General features: G+C 60.0%; 15 protein-coding genes. 11 read left to right on the top strand and 4 right to left on the bottom strand.

Features of this window, described 5'->3' with window-relative positions; genetic code table 11:
* The first annotated feature begins 219 nt into the window (after positions 1-219).
* A complete protein-coding gene (locus NH398_RS08300) occupies positions 220-1311 on the top strand; it encodes an efflux RND transporter periplasmic adaptor subunit (protein WP_253017784.1) in 1092 nt (363 codons plus the stop codon).
* The gene (locus NH398_RS08295; RefSeq protein WP_366070301.1) at positions 1308-4469 is read left to right on the top strand and encodes an efflux RND transporter permease subunit; all 3162 of its coding nucleotides are present in this window, start codon (positions 1308-1310) and stop codon (positions 4467-4469) included. Before NH398_RS08300 ends, NH398_RS08295 begins: the two co-directional genes overlap by 4 nt.
* A 71-nt stretch (positions 4470-4540) precedes the next feature.
* Here NH398_RS08295 and NH398_RS08290 read toward each other — a convergent pair whose 3' ends face one another.
* On the bottom strand, positions 4541-6499 hold the full coding sequence (locus tag NH398_RS08290; protein WP_253017782.1) for a ligand-gated channel protein: 1959 nt from the start codon (positions 6497-6499) through the stop codon (positions 4541-4543).
* A gap of 189 nt (positions 6500-6688) precedes the next feature.
* Between NH398_RS08290 and NH398_RS08285 the strand changes: the two genes are divergently transcribed.
* The 5 genes from NH398_RS08285 to NH398_RS08265 all read left to right on the top strand — a co-directional run bounded on the left by NH398_RS08285 (position 6689) and on the right by NH398_RS08265 (position 12713).
* A complete protein-coding gene (locus NH398_RS08285) occupies positions 6689-7612 on the top strand; it encodes a LysR family transcriptional regulator (protein WP_253017781.1) in 924 nt (307 codons plus the stop codon).
* Between the two features lie 68 nt (positions 7613-7680).
* Positions 7681-8556 (top strand): AEC family transporter, encoded by an 876-nt coding sequence (locus NH398_RS08280; RefSeq protein ID WP_253017779.1) that lies wholly within the window; start codon positions 7681-7683, stop codon positions 8554-8556.
* Between the two features lie 74 nt (positions 8557-8630).
* Positions 8631-9827 carry a PQQ-dependent sugar dehydrogenase gene (locus NH398_RS08275; RefSeq protein ID WP_253017777.1) on the top strand — a complete coding sequence of 399 codons (1197 nt, stop codon included), beginning with the start codon at positions 8631-8633 and terminating at the stop codon, positions 9825-9827.
* 25 nt (positions 9828-9852) lie between these two features.
* The gene (locus NH398_RS08270) at positions 9853-11298 is read left to right on the top strand and encodes a HAMP domain-containing sensor histidine kinase (RefSeq protein ID WP_253017775.1); all 1446 of its coding nucleotides are present in this window, start codon (positions 9853-9855) and stop codon (positions 11296-11298) included.
* An 11-nt stretch (positions 11299-11309) separates the two neighbouring features.
* Entirely contained in the window at positions 11310-12713 is a 1404-nt protein-coding gene (locus NH398_RS08265) for a sigma-54 dependent transcriptional regulator (RefSeq protein ID WP_159342966.1), read from the top strand.
* A gap of 40 nt (positions 12714-12753) precedes the next feature.
* Here NH398_RS08265 and NH398_RS08260 read toward each other — a convergent pair whose 3' ends face one another.
* Positions 12754-12966 (bottom strand): hypothetical protein, encoded by a 213-nt coding sequence (locus NH398_RS08260; protein ID WP_253017773.1) that lies wholly within the window; start codon positions 12964-12966, stop codon positions 12754-12756.
* Between the two features lie 229 nt (positions 12967-13195).
* On the bottom strand, positions 13196-13633 hold the full coding sequence (locus tag NH398_RS08255; protein WP_159342968.1) for a hypothetical protein: 438 nt from the start codon (positions 13631-13633) through the stop codon (positions 13196-13198).
* Between the two features lie 396 nt (positions 13634-14029).
* Here NH398_RS08255 and NH398_RS08250 point away from each other — a divergent pair, with 396 nt between their 5' ends.
* From NH398_RS08250 to NH398_RS08235, 4 genes are all read left to right on the top strand, one after another.
* Entirely contained in the window at positions 14030-15232 is a 1203-nt protein-coding gene (locus NH398_RS08250) for a glycine betaine/L-proline ABC transporter ATP-binding protein (RefSeq protein ID WP_159342969.1), read from the top strand.
* Positions 15232-16068 carry a proline/glycine betaine ABC transporter permease gene (locus NH398_RS08245; RefSeq protein WP_159342971.1) on the top strand — a complete coding sequence of 279 codons (837 nt, stop codon included), beginning with the start codon at positions 15232-15234 and terminating at the stop codon, positions 16066-16068. The genes NH398_RS08250 and NH398_RS08245 overlap by 1 nt, the downstream gene beginning before the upstream one ends.
* Before the next feature lie 148 nt (positions 16069-16216).
* The gene (locus NH398_RS08240) at positions 16217-17089 is read left to right on the top strand and encodes a glycine betaine ABC transporter substrate-binding protein (protein WP_159342973.1); all 873 of its coding nucleotides are present in this window, start codon (positions 16217-16219) and stop codon (positions 17087-17089) included.
* Positions 17090-17317: 228 nt separating this feature from the next.
* A complete protein-coding gene (locus tag NH398_RS08235) occupies positions 17318-18958 on the top strand; it encodes a BCCT family transporter (RefSeq protein ID WP_159342976.1) in 1641 nt (546 codons plus the stop codon).
* An 81-nt stretch (positions 18959-19039) separates the two neighbouring features.
* Here the strand turns inward: NH398_RS08235 and NH398_RS08230 are convergent, their stop codons facing one another.
* A complete protein-coding gene (locus tag NH398_RS08230; RefSeq protein WP_253017771.1) occupies positions 19040-19765 on the bottom strand; it encodes a 3'-5' exonuclease in 726 nt (241 codons plus the stop codon).

Genomic DNA, 19765 nt, shown 5'->3' with positions numbered 1-19765 from the left:
AATGCTGACTTGCTGCCCCGGCTACGCGCCGGGGCTTTTTTATGACGTGCTGTTCGTGACGTGCTTTGCGTGAAGCGCCACTACTGTAGCTTTCCTCTATGGCGATCATTCATGGTTTTAATCTATGTCAACGCATGCGCTTGGGTAGTATGGGCAAGGAACGTGACTTGCGCGCCTACGCCTTGACCACCCTTCACCTAAGTGAGGATACGACCTGTTATGACGGTGCCTATACTTGCCCGCCCGCTTCCATTAGCTCGCTTAGTGCTGCTACTGGCTTTTTCACTCGTTGCTGGCGACGCGCTGGCCCAATCGGCCCCACGGGTCGAACTGGCGAGTGTCCACCGTGAGCCCATTTATCAAGAGCTCAACCTAGTCGGCACGGTGAACTCCCTGGAGGATGCGCTGCTCTCCTCGTCGGTGGCCGGGCTGGTCGCGGCGATTAACGTAAACCCGGGCGACCGAGTCGATGCAGGCGACACGCTGGTGGCTCTTGATGATGATTTGGCACGCTACGAGCTCGCTGGGGCAGAAGCAGCGGCGGAAGAAGCGCGGGCCGCGCTTAGCGAAGCGCAGCGCCTGCTGCGCGAGGCGGAATCGGTCGGGGCGGGACGCAACATCGCCGCCACCGAAGTGAGCGCTCGGCGCAGCGCGGTAAGCGTCGCCAACGCCGCACTTTCCCGCCTGAACGCCGAACGATCACGGCTCGAGGCGCTACTGGAGCGCCACATCCTGACGGCACCGTTCAGCGGCGTGGTCAGCGAGCGAAGCGTCAATCTGGGCGAGTGGGTCACGCCAGGCGACAGCGTCGCCCGGTTGGTCAACCTAGACGCTCTGCGCGCTGATTTTCAGGTGCCCGAGGCGTTCTATACCGCCTTGGAGGAGAACGCCACACTCACATTGTCTGCGGGCGAGCAGAGCGCCGACGCCCGCATCGCCACCCTGGTGCCAGTCAGCGCCAGCGGTGCGCGCACGTTCCTGCTACGCGCCGAGGTGCCCGAAGCGCTGCCGTTCTACCCTGGCAATGCGGTCGACGCCGTGGTGCACGCCGCCACCGGGCGCGATGGGCTCACCGTCGCTCGGGATGCGCTGAGTCGCTACCCGGATGGCCGCGTAACGGTGTGGGTCGCCGTGCCTGATGACACCGGCACGTACCAAGTGCGCGAACAGCGGGTCGAGGTCGGCATTAACTTTGCTGAGCGCGTCGAAATCACCAGCGGGCTTTCCGGCAACGAGCAGGTGGTGATACGCGGCAATGAAGCCTTGGTGGAAGGCGTAAACGTCGAAGCCGTCTCGGAGGGTAGCGAATGATGTTTGCTGCCCTGCTGCGCCAGCAAACGCTGGTGACCGTGATTGCGCTGATTTTCCTGCTGCTGGGCATCGCCGCGACGCTGCGCATTCCGGTGCAGATGATTCCGGATATCGAAGCGCGCACCATCACCGTGGAGACGCGCTGGGCGGGCGCGACGCCCCAGGATATCGAAAAAGAGATATTGATCGAGCAGGAGCAGTATCTGCGCAACGTCCCCAATCTCACCCGCATGACGGCGGTGGCGGAAAGCGGCAGCGCCGAGATCGAGCTGGAGTTTCCATTTAGCGTGGACATGACCGCCGCGTTGATTCAAGTGAACAACGCGTTGAGCCAAGTCTCCTCCTACCCCAATAACGTCGACCAGCCCCGGGTGGTGTCGGCGGCGTTCTCCACCGATGCGTTTTTGCGTTTTCACGTTGGCACCCTGCCCGGCAACCCCAAGGCGCTGGATATCCAGCTGATGAGCGACTTCATCGAAGACCGCGTGCGCCCGCGTTTAGAGAGCATCGAAGGGGTCTCGGAAGTCGGTGTGAACGGCGGCGCCCAGCGCCAGCTACAAGTGTTGGTCGACCCCGCCGCCCTGGCCCAGCGCGGCGTCTCGCTGCTGGAGCTGCGCGAGGCGATCACCCAGCGCAATCGGGATATCTCCGGCGGCGAGCTGGACGCGGGCAAGCGGCGTTACCTGGTGCGCACGCTGGGCCGGTTCGATAGCGCCGAGGCCCTGGCGCAGCTGGTGGTGACGCGTGAAGGCGATAGCATCGTGCGGCTGGCCGACGTGGCGGAGGTTCGCCAAGGGCAGTCGCGGCTCAACCAGCTGTCGTTCTTCAATGGCGAGGCGGGGATCGGGATGGACCTGCGCCGGGAGAGCGGCGCCAATGTCATCGACATCAAATACGCAGTACAAGAAGAACTGGCAGCGATCAACGAGACCGTGCTCCGCCCTGCCGGTATGGAGATCGTCCTCACCGCCGATGACGTGCGCTACGTAGAAGCCTCGGTGAGCAACGTATGGAGCAACCTGCTGCTCGGGGCCGCCTTCGCGACCCTGGTAATGTACCTGTTCTTGCGCTCGGCCCGCGCCACCTTCATCGGCGTAATTGGCATTCCGTTCTGCACCATTGCAGCCTTCGTCGGCCTGATGCTGACCAGCCGCACCATCAACGTGATCTCCATGGCGGGCATTGCCTTTGCCATCGGCATGAGCGTGGATAACAGCATCGTGGTGCTGGAGAACATCGAGCGCTACCGCCGCCAGGGGCTGGACCGCATCGAATCGGCGTTGCGCGGCGTGCAGGAAGTGTGGCCCGCCACGCTCGCCTCCACCGCCACCACCATATTGGTATTCCTACCCATTCTGTTCATCGAAGAAGAGGCCGGGCAGCTCTACTCCGATGTGGCCATTGCGGTATCGGCGGCAATTTTTGCCTCCATGCTGGTGGCGGTCACCTTGGTGCCTTCGCTCTGCTCTCGTTTCAATTTTTCGATGCATCACGCCTCTAAACTCGACGGCGCTCTAGCGTCCGGCGACGAGCGACCTTCACGGCTGGGCGCACTACTTGAGCGGCTGATGGCGACCCCGCTGCGCCGCGGGGTGACCCTAGTGCTGACGCTGCTGATGAGTGGCTGGACGATACTCGTTCTGACACCACCCGCCGAGTACCTGCCCGAAGGCGAAGAGCCCAAAACCTTTGCCCGCATGAGCCCGCCTCCTGGCTACAGCCTGCAGGAGATGGCTGGTATTGCCGAGCAGGTTGAAGCGTACTTTCTACCCCATGTGCAGGCGGAGCCGGATGCCTTTTTAGCGGGCGATACCGAGGTGCCGCCGCTGGCTTACATGAACATGCGTGTGGCCCCCACGCAGCTTTTCATTGTTGCCGAAGCGGTCGACTCTTCGCATATCGAAGCATTGATGGAGGCACTCACGAACTACTACGAGCGCTTCCCCGGCATGCGCGCCTTTGCCTCGAAAGGCTCGATTATTTCCAGCAACGATGGCGGCACGCGCAGCATCAACCTGGATGTGGCGGGCCCGGACCTAGCCACGGTGTACGGCGCTGCCAATACGCTTTACCGGGAAGCCCAAACGCAGTTTGGCAATCCGCGTATTCAAAGCCAGCCTTCGTCGCTGTCGCTCGACCAGCCCTTGATTCAAATTCGCCCTAACTGGGCCAGGGTCGCGGAGCTGGGAATTTCCGCCGAGGCGGTGGGTTTTTCGGTCTCTGCTCTGGGGGAAGGGGCGTATGTGGATGACTTCTTTTTAGACGATGAGAAGATCGATATTTACCTCTATGGCCCGCAGGCGTCGCTGCCGTTAGACCAACTGCCAAACCTGCCGCTGCATACTCCCGATGGCTATACGCTGCCGCTATCGGCGGTGGCGCGTATCGATGAAACCATGGATACCAGCGTGATTCGCCGGGTAGACGGCAGCCGCACGGTAACGCTGAACGTGATTCCGCCTGCCAGCATTGCATTAGAGGCAGGCGTCGAGCAGGCCGAGGCGATGCTGGAGCGGCTGCGCCAGGAAGGCGTGTTGCCCTCGACGGTGGATGTTTCGATTTCCGGCGCCAGCGACCAGCTAAACGCCACCCGTGAGGCGCTTACCGGCAACTTCCTGATCGCTATCGTGATCGTTTACCTGCTGCTGGTGGCGATCTTCTCCCATTGGGGCTATCCGCTGCTGATTCTGACGTCGATACCGCTGGGCGTGGTGGGCGGCATCATGGGGCTGGCCGCCATGAACGGCGTGGGCAGCCTACTGCCATTGATCGGCGTAGCACCGCTCAGCCAGCCCTTCGATATGATTACCATGCTGGGCTTTTTGATTCTGATGGGCACGGTGGTCAACAACCCGATTTTGGTGGTCGACCAAGCCAGACGGCGCTTGCATGACAAAACGCTCAGCGTTCAGGAAGCGGTGTCTCAGGCGGTACAGACCCGACTGCGTCCCATCGCCATCACCACGCTGACCACCCTGTGCGGGCTGTCACCGCTGGTCTTTCTACCCGGCGAGGGCACCGAGCTGTACCGCGGCGTGGGGGCCATCGTGCTGTTTGGCCTGTTAGGCACGGCCATCGTCACAGTGACGTTCCTCCCTGCGTTGATGATCAGCGTGCTCAATATCACCGAGCGCTGCTCTGCTCGCTCGCAGGCATGAAAAAACGCGGCCACTTGGCGGTGGCCGCGTCCATTGACGACTTGCAGGATGATGAACGACGTTCGCGTTATTTAGAAAGCGACGTTCAGGCCCAACCATACCCGGCGGCCGTCATCCACGTAGCCATACTCATCGTAGGTGATGCGCTCGTCGAACAGGTTGTAGATTCCGGCATTCACCGTGGTGCTATCGTTGAGCTGATAGCCGATACCGGCATCCACGAAGGTGTAAGACGGCGCGACGATGGCGCTTTGCGAGGGCCCGGTGGTGGGCTGGCTCTCTTCTCCCCGGTAGGTCACTTTGGTCCACTGGCTAAGCCGTGCGTTCACGTCCCAATCCAGCGAGGCCGACACCTGATGGCGGGGCAGCTGGGTCAGCGGCTCACCGGCGTACTCGCCGCTTTTCTGTTCGGAATCGGTGAACGTGTAGCTGGCGGTCAGCGCCAGCGTATCGCTCAACGGTGCGCTCAGGCTGGCCTCGACCCCTTGGGTCACTGCGTCATCGATGTTGACGCGATACGTCGGGTCGCTGCCAAACTGATTCGCTCCATCGCGGCAAATATCGGTCGGGCAGGCAATGCGAGTGATTTTGTCTTCGAAGTCGTTGTGGAACAGCGTCAGGCTGCCGTTCAGGCCTGCGTCGTTACCGTAAAGCAGCGCGATCTCTTTGTTGAGCGAGGTTTCCGGCTCGAGATCCGGGTTGCCGTAAATATTACCGCCACGGCTGATTTGCCCCCAGTCCGGGGTAATTTCCCGCAGGTTGGGGGAACGGTAGCCGGTGGATACGCCGCCTTTCAGCGTCCATTCCGGTGTCATGTTCCATACGCTGTAAAGGCGCGGGCTCAGGTGGCTGCCGTAGTTGTCGTCATCGTCCAAGCGCAGCCCGCCGGTCAGTGCCCAGGCGTCGGTCAGCATCCACTCGTCTTCCACGAACAGCGCCCACTGGCTGTTTTCAATTGTCTGCCGGTCGGAGATTTGGTTGGTCGAGCTATCGTCCAGCGACTCCTCTTCCCAGCTCGCGCCGACGCTGAGCATGTGCATACCCAAGGGAATCAGGGCGCTGGTTTTCGCGGTGGTGTTGGTAATCTCGATATCCCGAGACTGGTTTTCGCTGCGCTCGCGCTGCACGAAGGTTTCGCTGGTGCCCCAATCGAAGCGTCCGCTGTGGGTCACCGCCACGTGGGTGTTGGTGTACTCGCCGATGCTGTCGGTGCAGCCACCACGGCAGCCGTCCACCGGCCCGGAGCGCCCCACCAGCGAGCGGCGGTCTTGCTCGGTAATGCCCGCTTCGGCGGTAAAGTCGTGATTGTCGCTAGCGGCCAGGCTTAGCCGTGCGGTCAGGCTTTGCAGGCTTTTTTCTTCGTAGCCGTACTCGATGTCGTCTTCGTCGCGCTCGGAGGTGCGGCCATAGAGCTGTAGCCCCAAGCGCTCGCCCACCAGCGGCCCGCTGAGGTAGAAGTTCGCTTGTCGGCTGTCGCCGGAGGCGCTGTCTTCCTGCAGCACCGTATCGAGCTGGATATTGCCGTGCCACGTATCCGCGACCTTGCGGGTAATCACGTTGATCACCCCGCCGATGGCATCGGAGCCGTATAGCGTTGACATCGGCCCGCGCACCACCTCGATACGCTCGATGGCCTGCAGCGGCGGCAGCCAATCCTGTTCAAAGCCCGCATCCCCATTGGGACGCGACTCTCGTGAGCTTTGCGGGCGTCCATCGACCAGAATCAGCGTGTATTGTGACGGCATGCCGCGAATGGAAATATCGTTGCCGTTATCGCCACGCCCGCCGCCAGTGACGACCACGCCCGGTACGTCGCGCAGTGCATCGGTGACGTTTTGGTAGTGACCACGCTCCAGCTCTTCACGGGAGATCACGCTGATCGAGGCGGGGGCGCTACTGATCTGCTGCTCGAAGCCGGAGGCCGTCACCACGATATCGTTAAGTTGGGGCGTTTCTTGAGCCACGGCTGCCCCGCAGGCGAGAGATGAAATAGCGCTGGCCAGCAGCGTACGGCGCAAACGAGAAGACATAGCGGGTTCCTTTGATATAAAGAGCACTTGCTTACAAATACGAATTATTAGCATTTATATTTTTGCATACTCTTTGCACAAAGGGGCGGGACGGTGCGTTCAACCAAGCGGAACACAAATGGCAATTATTTTCATTCAGCAAATTCGATGGCACAATAGCGTGACTCCGTTTCGCCAGTGGTCCCGACTATGTACGATTTTGATGAACTCGCCGCTTTTGCCGATGTGATGACCACCGGCAGCCTGACACGCAGCGCACAGAAGCTCGGGCTGGCAAAATCGACGTTGAGTCGCCGAATCAGCCAGCTAGAAGCCCGGCTAAACCAACCGCTGCTGCGTCGTCAGGCGAACCGTTTGATTCCCACCGAAGCGGGCCTGCTGTTTCATCAGTACTGCACCGAGCTGCTGGCCATGGCCGCCCACAGCCAAGAGGCGCTGGCGGAGCTGCGCGAGGAGATCAGTGGTAAAGTCACGCTCGAAGTACACGGCGCGCTGGCACGAGGCTGGATGGCAGGCGTCATGGATGCGTTCTTGACCCGCTACCCCAAGGTCGAGCTAACCCTGCATACCCGGGAGACGCCGCCCACCAAGATGCACAGCAACAGCGTGCACATTTGGCTAGGCGCCACCCATGAGTGCGGGCTGAATCAGGAGCGTTTGGGCCACCTCACCCGAGGCCTCTACGCCAACCCGCACTATTTAGCCCACGCAGGAACGCCGCAGCACCCTCAAGAGCTGGATGCGCATGCCTGGATCGACTTGTTGGATACTGCATCCAGCGGCCTACTGCTGCACCACGCCGAACACGCCGACTACCTGTTCAACGCACCCCGCTCGCGGCTCCGGGTGGATCTTACAGCGCTGCACATCGATGCCATCGCCTATGGCCAAGGGATCGGCCTGCTGCCCCACTGGGTGGTCGAGAAACGCGAGCGCCACCACCCTGGTGATCTGGTCAACTGCCTGCCCGGCTGGGAACCTGCTCCCCTACCCGTGACGCTGCTGTATGCCTACGGGCACCACTCCCGCCGGGTCAACGCGCTGCTGGACTTTCTGCGTGATCAGGTGCCCACCGCATGGCAAACCCGCACTGGCGCCGTGCGCACGCACTAGCGATTCACCTTGCCAGTTAGCCGCCTAATTACCCACAATAGGCGGCCGATGATCGTCAAGGAACGTTAATGCTCGCTGAACTCTTCGCCGTCATGGCCCCTGTATTGGCCGGTGCCGGGCTAGGCTTTCTATGGGTTCGCCTCGGCCAACCCTACCCCGTCGACTTTGTGACACGCCTCGTTTTCAATATTGGTACGCCCGCGCTGGTGCTGGCGTCGCTGTCTGGGGCAACGATCGATGCCAGCACGTTCGGTCAAGTCATGCTGGCTGCCGCCCTGGTGATCGTCGGCATGGGGGCCGCTAGTTTTGCCGTTGCCAAGGTGCTGCGCCGAGATTGGCGAGTGCTCATCGCGCCGATGATGTACCCCAACACGGGCAATATGGGGCTGCCGGTGGTGCTGTACGCCTTTGGCAGCGCGGGCTTTGCTTACGGCATTACGGTGATGGTGACGGTTTCGTTGTTTCAGTTCACCTTGGGGGCGGTGCTCAGTAGCCAGGGCAACCCGGTTAAAACTCTGCTCAAAACCCCGACGGTGTACGCCATCGCCATCTCCATGGCGCTGCTGCTGACCGATACCCCGCTGCCCCTATGGATGGCCAACACGGTCGATCTCATGTCGGGCTTCACCGTACCGCTCATGCTCATCACCCTCGGCGTATCGCTGGCTAGCATTCAGGTGAAAAGCCTGCGCTCTGGGGTTGGCTTTAGTCTCATCCGTATTCCGCTGGCCGCGGCGGCTGCGTGGCTCATCGCTGGCTGGCTAGGTCTGCCACCGCTGGCGCAGAACATTCTGGTGGTACAGATGTGCATGCCGGTGGCGGTCTTCAACTATTTATTCGCCCAACGTGCCCAGCGCGAACCGGCCTATGTGGCCAGCCTCGTGTTCTGTTCGACCTTGATGGCGCTGTTCTATTTACCGGCCTTGCTGGCGCTGCTGATGTAGCGCCGGGAACCCCCGCCCGTCGTTGGCAGTCACTGCTAGACTACTACTGACGTTGCGCCACTCGAGGACATACAATGCCAATGCGACACTCCCTGCCCGTTCGACCGCAAACGCCACACCCCCGCTCGCTCTGCCATCGCGCCGTTCGCTGGGTGGCCCCTTGCGTCACGGGGCTTCTGCTCGCCAGCGCAGCTCATGCGGACGTCGTTCACCAAGCATTAGACACCGAGCATCTAGCCCTCACCATCGAGCGCGTGGCCGACGGCCTCGACAACCCTTGGGCGGTGGCATTCTTGCCCGATGGCCGCTATCTGGTCAGCGAGCGCAGCGGGGGGTTGAACCTCGTCGACGCCGAGGGACGCATCGAGGCGTTGAGTGGCCTGCCCCGAGTCAGCCAAAACGGTCAGGGGGGCCTGCTCGATGTGGCGCTGCACCCTGAGTTCGGCGACGGCGAACACGATTGGATTTACTTCACCTGGAGCAAGCCAGAAGGCAGTCAAAGCCGCTCGGCGCTCTCGCGCGTCAAGTGGCAAGACGACGCTTTGGGCGAGGTCGAGCATTTGTTCGAGCAGGATCGCGCCTCCTCTCCCGGCCGGCATTACGGTTCACGCTTGGCGTGGCTCAAAGATGGCACGCTACTCATGAGCATTGGCGACCGCGGCGTCGACCCTTCCCGCGCCCAAGCCCGCGAGGACCACGCAGGCTCTACGCTGCGGCTCACCGAGACCGGCGACGTGCCAGATGACAACCCCTTCGTGGATGACGACGATACGCTGGATGAGATTTACACCCTAGGCAACCGCAATATTCAGGGCATGACCGTGCTAAGCAATGGCGAGCCCTGGGCCACCGAGCACGGCCCGCGCACCGGCGATGAGTTGAACCAGATCGTGCCTGGCAACAACTACGGCTGGCCGGAGGTGAGCCTGGGCAACGATTACGCCACCAACGAACCCATTGGCGTGGAATCCAAACCCGGCATGGAAGACCCGGTCTATCGCTTCGATGGGCGCTTTGCCCCTTCGGGCTTGGCCGAAGTGACCAGCGATGCCTTTGAGCCCTGGCAAGGAAGCCTGCTGGCGGGTGGCCTTGGCAGCCAAAAGCTGCTGCGCCTCACCCTCGACGAGGGCCAAGTGGCCGACGAAGAGCTGATTCTGGATGGCGAGATTGGCCGCATCCGCGACGTTCGCCAAGGGCCCGATGAGGCGATTTACTTGCTAACCGACGGCAGCCAAGGCAGCCTTTACCGCCTGACACCGACCCAGCGCTAATCTCGAGCCACCACCAGGAAGTACGATGCGACTACGTAACCTCATCATTTTAACGGTCATCGTACCGCTGTTCGTAATTCTGGTGGTGTTTAGTCTAGTGGCGATCAAATCGCTGGAAGACAACGTGCGCTCCAAGCTGCAAACCGAAGTCGAGATCATCACCCGCGCACTCAGCACCTCTCTGAGCTACGCAGTGGCCCGCGACAGCGCCACGCCGTTGGAAGAAGCGCTGCAATCGGCGTTTTCGTTTCACCGCATTTATGGCGCTTACGTATTCGACCCCCAAGGCCGAGAAATATACGGCCTGGGCCTGGGGAAAGATCTGTTCACGCCAGAAGAGATCCAACAGGTCATCGCCACCGACGACATGCACAGCAGCTACCGTCAGCAAGAGGGCTGGACCTACTACTCCGCGCTGACGCCCCTGCGCACCCAAGATGGCACCGTGCAGGGCGTGCTGCAGGTGAACCGCCTCAATACCGGCATCGAGAACTACACCGGGTTTATTAGCATCGTGGCCGTACTGGTCTTCGTGATTGGGGCAGCGGGCATCGTGTTCAGCATTTGGTGGGGATTTCGCCACTATATCGAGCGGCCGCTCAACCGCCTGCTGCGCGTCATGCTGCTGGTCGAAGATGGCGACCGCAGCCAGCGGGCCACGGCAGATGGCCCCACGGAGTATCGCCGCCTTGCGTCGGGCTTGAACGGCATGCTGGACGCCATGGCCGAAAAAGATCGCGACATCGATGCGCGACAGCGGCGCGAAATCGAGCTGGAAAAGCGTCTACGCAAGTCCAAAAAGCTCGCCGAACTGGGCGTGCTCGCCGCTGGGGTCGCCCACGAGATCGGCGCCCCTTTGACGGTCATCAATGGCCAAGCTCAGCGCTTGGCTCGCCGTCATACGATTGGCGACGATGAGCGGGCACGGCTTGGCCGCATTCGTGGCGAAGTGGAACGCATCGTCGAGATCGTCCGTCAGCTGATGGAACTTGGCCGACAACATAACGTGGAGAAAGGACACCAAGCGCTCGATCAGCTTATCATCAGTGCCAGTGAGCTGGTCGAAGAGGAGTTGGAACCACGAAATATCCATCTGGATATTGATCTTCCTACTCCGACCCCCCATTTATTGGTCAATGGTCAGCAAATCGTTCAAGTGCTGACCAATTTATTACGCAACGCCGCCCAAGCTCCCCAGGTCAGCCATATCCGTGTGCGCGCGCAGGCACACAGTGAAGAGTTGACCCTTTGGGTTGAAGACGACGGGCCCGGCATACCTGCATCGCACCATCATCAAGTGTTCGATCCATTTTTCACCACCAAGCCGGTGGGCCAAGGCAGCGGATTGGGATTATCGATGGTGCACCGCATTATTAACGACCACGGCGGGACGATTGGCGTATTTGACAGCGCGCTTGGCGGCGCTGGCTTTGAAATTACGCTGCCCCTTAGTGAAACCGCATCCGCTTGAGGACGACGTTTGTGACCCATCAGGAACACCTTTTACCGTTATTGGTGGTGGAAGATGACGCCGCTATCCGTGAGTTATTAGAGGAAGAGCTCAACGACGCGGGCTACGACACACTGGGTGTCCCCAGCGCAGAAGAGGCCATTGCTCTGCTGAGCCATACGCCGGTGGCCATGATGATTACCGATGTACGGCTACCGGGCATGACCGGCATTCAGTTACTTCAACAGCTCCGCCAGAGCGGCAGCGAGCTTGGCATCATCGTGATTACCGCATTTGGCACCATTGACCAAGCGGTTGAGGCCCTCAAGTTAGGGGCGGACGACTTTTTGACCAAACCTCTGGATTTAGACGCTATCCGCGAGGCCGTTTTTCGCGTACTGGAGCGCCAGCGTTTGTCCCTTTCCCATGATACGGAACTTAGCCATTTTCACGGCATCGTGGGCAAGAGCCCGGCCATGCAGTCGCTGTTTCACGATGCGTCGCGGTTGGCGAAAAGCGATGCGCCTATTTTGATTTTGGGTGAAAGCGGTACCGGGAAAGAGCTGCTGGCCCGAGCGATTCATCAGGAGAGCAGCCGCCACGATGCTCCGTTCGTGCCCGTGAACTGCGCCAGCATTCCTGCCGACCTGATGGAGAGCGAATTTTTTGGCCACGTGAAAGGCGCCTTTACCGGCGCTAACGAGGCCCGTAAAGGCCTGTTTCACAGCGCCCAGGGCGGCAGCCTGTTTCTCGATGAGATTGGCGAAATGCCGATCAATCTGCAGGCCAAGCTGCTGCGCGCCCTGCAAGAGAAAACCGTTCGCCCAGTGGGGGGCGAGCGCGAGGAGCCGGTGGACGTGCGCATCATTGCCGCCACTCACCGCCACTTGGAAAAAGAGATCGAGCAGGAGAACTTCCGAAGCGATCTGTTTTACCGCCTGGAAACGTTCTCACTGCGCATTCCACCGCTACGCGAGCGCGGCACGGATATCGAACACCTAGTCTTTGCGTTGATCGACAAACACGCGGAAGCCCAGGACAAACAGATCGAGCAGATCGAGCCGGAGGCCCTCAACAGCCTGTTGAACTACAGCTACCCAGGCAACGTACGCGAACTGGAGAATGCAATCATGCGCGCGGTCACACTAAGCGAAGCGGGCGTGCTGCAGCATCAGGACCTGCCCGAACGCCTACGCGAACAATCCAGCCAGCAAAAGAGCAGTGCCGACACCACGCCTACGCTCAGCGGTGAGGTGCTGCCCGGCACCCAGATCCCGGCACCCGCACCGGCCCGCTGGCCGAGCCTAGAAGAGGTCGAGAAGCGCTATATTCGCAAGGTGTTGGAAGCCACAGGTGGGAATAAACGGCGCACGGCCGAAGTGCTGGGGATTGCCCGCCGCACGCTCTACCGGCGGTTAGAAGATAGCGAAGAGTAATCCCATGCCGGTCGCCGTTCGACGACCGGCTTTTTAACGCCTACTCCGTGACGCCCTCACCGGGCGACTCCCGTGTCGCCTGGCCATCGTTCGCCATGGGCCCGGTATCCATGGGCTCTTGAGGTTCGTCTGCCGGTGCTTCTGAATCGGTGGTCGGTGCCTCTGAATCGCCGCACCCCGTCAGCACGCCTGCCATGAGCAGTGCGCTCAGCAGTAACGCCAACCCACGCGCGTTGCGTAATCGTGACATCATGTCGTTCTCCTTCCTTGATCATGGGCAAACAGCCGCCAAGGCAGCGACTGCTCCCCTAACCTTAGCGGCTGTCCGCGATCTTGCAAAACCGAGCGCCACCCGGCATGCACCGCCCGAAGGCAAAAAAAAGCCCCCGCGGGCGCGGGGGCGAAAAGGATGGTAAACCGCGTGGAGCAGCCGCAGGGAACAGACAGCTGGGTCGGCCTACCATCGTAGGGAGCGTTGACGACTATTGGCCGTTAGTCATGTCTTCCTCTTCATCGCCACTAGGGGCGTCATCGGTACCCGCTTCATCGGCACCGGGCATGGGGTCGGTACCTTCACCGAAACCAGGATTCTCTTCAGGATCGTTTGCGGACGCCGCCGATGTATTTTCTTCCGGCATGGGCGCCTGCTCATCAGGCATCGGCTCTTGCGCTGCTGCCGGGTCGTCACCCAGACCGGGGTCTTCGTTCATCGGCTCGTCTGCCATGGCAGGCTCGTTCTCAGCAGCAGGAGCGGTAGAGGTGGTGGCATCCTGCTCCAGCGTGTCGGGCTGCTGTGCCGGGGGCATCTCCTCGTCGCCATTACCACAGCCAGCCAAGGCTAGGGTGCTGACGGTTGCCGCTAACATACACAGCGTCAGTACACGTGGACGCTTACGCGGTTGGCTCACTTGCTTGTCCATAAGGGTTGCCTCCATTGACGACTAACGTGCTTGCGTCACTTGCCAAGCGTTTCTAAAACGATACTTTCACACTTCGTGCCAACATCCGCATAAAATAAATTTTAACTTTAAAAACAATATCTTAAAAACAAAACCAGGATGCCATCCGCTGTCATGACAGGGTCATAGGCGGGGGTTCAAAATGGCACATGTGGCGTAAATTGACGGGATGGACGGGAGCGTTGTGGCACATCCCGCTCACTTATGTATAATAATTTGTAATAATTTATCAAATATAATCTTAACTTCTACTTATGAACCGTTTTGTGTCGCTGCTTGCAGGAAGCACGTAAAGGCCGCAGGTAAGCGCATTGAGTAACGACACAAGGCTGCTCATTCAATCAAAAGGCACCGCTGATGGACGAGACACGCCCTGTCAAAATTCAGGTACGCGGCTTGAGCAAGGTATTTGGCAAGCAGCCCAAAAAAGCACTTGAGCTACGCGACCAAGGCCTCAAGCGCCCTGAAATTCTTGAAAAAACGGGCCAAACCCTGGGCCTTTCCAATATCTCCTTCGACGTTTACGAAGGCGAGCTACTGGTCATCATGGGCCTATCGGGTTCGGGTAAATCGACCCTGATTCGCTGCTTGAACCGCCTCATCGACACCACCGAAGGTGAGATCGTCATTGATGGCGAAAACATCCCAACGCTGGGCGAAAAGGCCCTGCTGGAGTGCCGCCGTCGCCACTTCTCGATGGTGTTTCAAAACTTCGCGCTCTTTCCTCACCGCACGGTTCAGCAGAACGCCGAGTTCGGCCTGGAAATTCGCGGCGTCGAAAAATCGGAGCGCCAGTCGATTGCTCATAACGCGCTGAAGCAAGTGGGCTTGGAAGGCTGGGAGGACGCCTACCCAAACCAGCTGTCGGGCGGCATGCAGCAGCGCGTCGGGCTTGCCCGCGCCTTGGCGAACGATGCCAGCGTTCTGCTGATGGACGAGGCCTTCTCGGCCCTCGACCCGCTGATCCGGAAAGATATGCAGCAAGAGCTTCTGCAGCTGCAAACCAAAATGCAGAAAACCACCGTCTTCATTACCCACGATTTAGATGAAGCACTCAATATCGGCGACCGCATCGTGCTGCTAAAAGATGGTGAAGTCGTACAAATCGGCACGCCGGAAGAAATCCTCACCAAGCCTGCCGATGACTACGTCCGCCGCTTTATCGAGGGGGTCGACCGCTCGCGCATTTTGACCGCCGAGAGCGCCATGCGCCCGGTGCGCACCACGGCACGGGACAGCGACGGCCCGCGAACGGCGCTGCACCGTATGCGCGATCACAGTATCGATTCCATTTACGTGACCGACCGTGACCGCCAACTGCTCGGGCTACTCGAAGCCGATGCGGCTAGCCGTGCCATCGAGGAAAAAGCCGAGACCATTACCCATCACCTGACTCAGGACTTCCGCAAAGTGCCGCCAGACGAGCCGCTGCAAAACCTCTTCGCCATGTTTAGCGAAAAGAGCTACCCGATTGCGGTGGTGGATGAGCAGCAGCGCCTGCTGGGCGTTGTGGTGAAAGGCGCGGTACTGGATGAACTGGCACGAGCAGGAGAGCAGTAATGGAGATCGCACGTATTCCTTTAGGTAGCTGGATCGAAAGCGGCCTGACGTGGCTGACCAGCGAATACTCCGTCGTGACGCGCGGCATTTCCCGCGTGACGCAAACAGGGATCAACAGCCTCAACGATGGCCTGATGTGGCTACCCGAGTGGGCACTGCTGGCGATCATTGCGCTGCTGTGCTGGAAACTCGCCAGCACTCGCTTGGCCATTGGTGCAGTTGCCGGGCTGGCGTTGATCTGGAATCTAGGGCTTTGGAACCCGATGATCGAGACGCTGACGCTGGTGGTGATTGCCACGCTAGTGGCGGTGGTCATTGCCTTGCCCGTGGGGATTGCCGCGGCGCTTTCCGAGCGGCTCTACCGACTGATCATGCCCGTGCTGGACTTCATGCAGACCATGCCCGCGTTCGTGTACCTGATTCCTGCCATTCCGTTCTTCGGGATTGGCTCGGTCTCGGCGATTTTCGCCACGGTCATCTTCTCCATGCCTCCTGCGATTCGTTTTACCACGCTGGGCATTCGTCAAGTGCCGACCGAGCTCATCGAAGCTGCCGACGCCTACGGTGCCACGCGGGGCCAAAAACTGTTCAAAGTACAGCTACCGCTTTCGCTGCCCACGGTGATGGCAGGCATCAACCAGACCATCATGCTGGCGCTGTCGATGGTGGTGATTGCGGCCATGATCGGTGCCGATGGCTTGGGTAGCGAAGTGTGGCGCGCCATTCAGCGTCTACGCCCGGGCGACGGCTTCGAAGCAGGGATCGCCGTGGTGATCCTGGCCATGCTGCTAGACCGCCTGACGCAATCGCTGCGCAAATCGCGCCGCTCATCATAGCGCTCGACGCTGCGTTGACCCGGGCACTTGAACCACCGGTCATGAGTGACCATGCTGAACGGGTCAACCGATCACTTAGGTTAAGACAAGAAAGACCTCTTCATACCGCAGTGGTGAGTGCCACTGCCCATCAACAGGGAGCAAGTGAATGAAAACGCATACGTTGAATCACCGCATCCGCCTCGCCTCTATGGCCCTGGTCGCCGGTACTGGCCTCGCCGCTGGCAGCCTGGCCCACGCACAGGACCAGGGCACGATCAACCTGGCCTACGTGGAGTGGTCGTCTGAAGTCGCCTCCACCAACGTCATGGCGGCGGTACTCGAGCAAGCAGGCTTCGAAGTGGAGCTGACGTCTCTGTCCGCGGCAGCAATGTTCCAAGCGCTCTCCACGGGCGATGCCGATGCCATCGTGGCCGCTTGGCTGCCCACCACCCACGCGGACTACATGGAGCGCGTCGGTGGCAATACCGAAGACCTGGGCCCCAACCTGGATGGCACCAAACTCGGCTTGGTCGTACCTGAGTACACCGATGTGGACTCCATTGCCGATCTGAACGACAACGCCGACAGCTTCAACGGCGAGATCATCGGTATTGACCCTGGTGCAGGCCTAATGGCACTCACCGAAGAGGTTGTGGATACCTATGACCTTGGGCTGGACCTGCGCAGCGGCAGCGGCGCCACCATGACAGCGGCCCTGGCCAGCGCCATCCAAAACGAAGAGGACGTGGTCGTCACCGGCTGGACTCCGCACTGGATGTTTGCTCGTTTCGATCTGAAATACCTCGAAGACCCGGAAAACGTCTACGGCGGTGCCGAGCAGATCCATACCGTGGTTCGTAGCGGCCTGGAAGAGGACATGCCCGACGCGTATGCCATCCTGGATGCCTTCGAGTGGACGCCCGAGCAGATGGGCGAAGTCATGCTGATGAACCAGGAAGAAGGCAGCGACCCCTACGACAATGCCAAACAGTGGGTAGAAGAGAACCAAGACGTGGTCGAGCAGTGGCTCAATAGCTAACGCCCTCTCACAAGCGTTTAATGACAGGGGGCTACGGCCCTCTGTTGTCGTTATAGTTATGTCGCTTTTTCGTGGTAATGTGCCCGCGCGTTGAATAAAGATTAAGCAACGTTTGCTACTGTTACTGATGTAATGCACGCCTGCTACCGCACCCATGGATGACCAGAGGGAAACCGCTGGTCCACCAACGTGCGTTTAGCGGTTTCTGTCCGACATGGAGAGGCTCCCGTGGATAATCCTGACTCTAAGCGTCCCGCTGATGAGCCGGTATCAGAAGGCATCCCCGCCCCTGATGGTCCGGCCAACCTGATCGATACCGATTACGTGATCGGTCAAGACAACATCACGACGAGTGCAATGGGCTTCAACCTTGACCTGCACGGCAAGGTATTCACCATTTCTGCGCTCATCGTGCTGCTGTTTGTGGTACTGACTCTTGCTCTGCAAGACATGATTGCACCGGTTTATGATGCCATCTTTGGCTTTTTGACCGGCAACCTGGCCTGGTTCTTCATTCTGGCCGCCAATATCTTCGTCATCCTCTGCCTGGGTTTGATCGTATCGCCCCTGGGTAAAATCCGAATTGGCGGGGCAGATGCCAAACCGGACTTTACCTACACCGGCTGGTTCTCGATGCTGTTTGCGGCCGGTATGGGCATCGGGCTGATGTTCTTTGGCGTCAACGAACCGCTGACGCACTTTGGCACCTCACTCGACGGTGGCGATTGGGCACCGTTGGCTGGCGCTGAAGGCGATACGGCGGGTGCGGCGGCACTCGGCATGGCGGCGACGATCTTCCACTGGGGTCTGCACCCGTGGGCGATTTATGCCGTCGTAGCGCTGTCACTGGCGCTATTCTCGTTCAACAAAGGCTTGCCGCTCTCCATGCGCTCGGTGTTCTACCCGCTGCTGGGTGAGCGCGTGTGGGGCTGGCCGGGGCACTTGATCGATATCCTGGCGGTCTTTGCCACGCTGTTTGGTCTGGCCACGTCGCTGGGCTTGGGCGCCACCCAAGCCGCTGCCGGTTTGACCTACCTGTTTGGCGCGCCGGAAAGCGACATCACGATGATTCTGTTGATCATCGGCATCACCATGATCGCGATCTGCTCGATCGTGGCCGGGGTCGATAAAGGCGTACAGCTGCTATCGAAAATCAACATTGCCATGGCCGCCGCGCTGCTGTTCTTCGTGATCGGTGTCGGCCCCACGCTGCTGATTGCCACTGGCTTCTTCGAGAACTTGGTGAACTACGTGGTTCACCTGCCGGCGCTATCGAACCCGTTTGGCCGTGAAGACGCGAACTTCAGCCAAGGCTGGACAGCCTTCTACTGGGCGTGGTGGATCTCCTGGTCTCCGTACGTCGGTATGTTCATCGCGCGGGTATCCCGTGGCCGTACCGTTCGTGAATTCCTGATCTCCGTACTGATCGTACCGTCGGTCGTTTCGGTTCTGTGGATGACGACGTTCGGTGGCACCGCCATCGACCAGTACGTCAGCCAAGGCATAGAAGCCGTGCGCGATGCGGGCGTGGATCTGCAGCTGTTTATCATGCTGGAGCAACTGCCGCTCTCGCAGATCACCTCGTTCATTGCCATCGTGCTGGTCATCGTCTTCTTTGTGACCTCGTCGGATTCCGGGTCGCTGGTGATCGACTCCATCACCGCAGGCGGCAAGGTGGATGCCCCGAAACCGCAGCGCGTGTTCTGGGCGATCATCGAAGGTGCGATTGCCATTGCGCTGCTGCTGGGCGGTGGTTTGACCGCACTGCAGACCATGGCCGTCTCTACCGGGTTCCCGTTCACCATCATTCTGCTGGTGGCGTGTTACGCCATCATCAAAGGCTTGATGAGCGAGCCCAAAGCGGTCTAACGATCTGCTTTACCTAGGTAAGACGCAAACGGGCAGCCCATGGGCTGCCCGTTTGCCTATCAGGGTGGAGAGATTCAAGCGTTAACACCACAGCGCTTTTAAGGGCGTGTCTGGCGTATAGCGATTGGCGATTTGCGCCTGCAAAAGCTCCGCGGTGGCCAGCGCGTCGACCAGCGCATGGTGCCCTTGATAGGCAGGCAAACCGTAGCGCTCACGACTGGCGTTGAGGCGAATCGATACCGGCGGCCGACCTAACCAACGGCGGAAACGAGCCCACAGAGTTTGACGATGCAGTCGCGCTTCCAGCGACATGGTATCGATCATTGGAAACAGCACCCCTTCGCCCCGGCGCGCCTTCACTGCCGCATCGAGAAAGGGGCGTTCGATGTTTCGAAAGTGAACCACCACGATACGCCCTGCCAGCACCGTCAACAGTTCATCCAACACGTCATCAAGGTCTGGCGCATCGGCGATCTCCGAGTGCGTGATGTGGTGATAAGCAATCGACGTCTCGTCCAGCGGCCGGGATGGCTTCACGACCCAGTAACGGCGTTGGGCCATGGGAATACGCCCCAACGTAAATGGTACGACGCCAATACTGACAATCGCATGGCGGCGCTCGTCGAGCCCAGTGGTTTCCATGTCCAGCGCCACCATGGGCACTTCCGACAAGGGGGTATCCGGGTGGGGTATGGGCGTGTGGAAAAAACGCTTCAACATCTCGTCTTGGGCCCGCTCGGCCCGGGCGGCCATATAGCTCTGCCAGTCGGCCTGGGTGACTTTTTGGCGCGGTCGTATGCCGTGCAT

Source organism: Halomonas sp. CnH100-B, assembly GCF_024124605.1.
GTDB lineage: Bacteria > Pseudomonadota > Gammaproteobacteria > Pseudomonadales > Halomonadaceae > Vreelandella.
The sequence above is the reverse complement of the archived record's forward strand: the minus strand, read 5'-3'. Positions and strand labels throughout refer to the sequence as shown.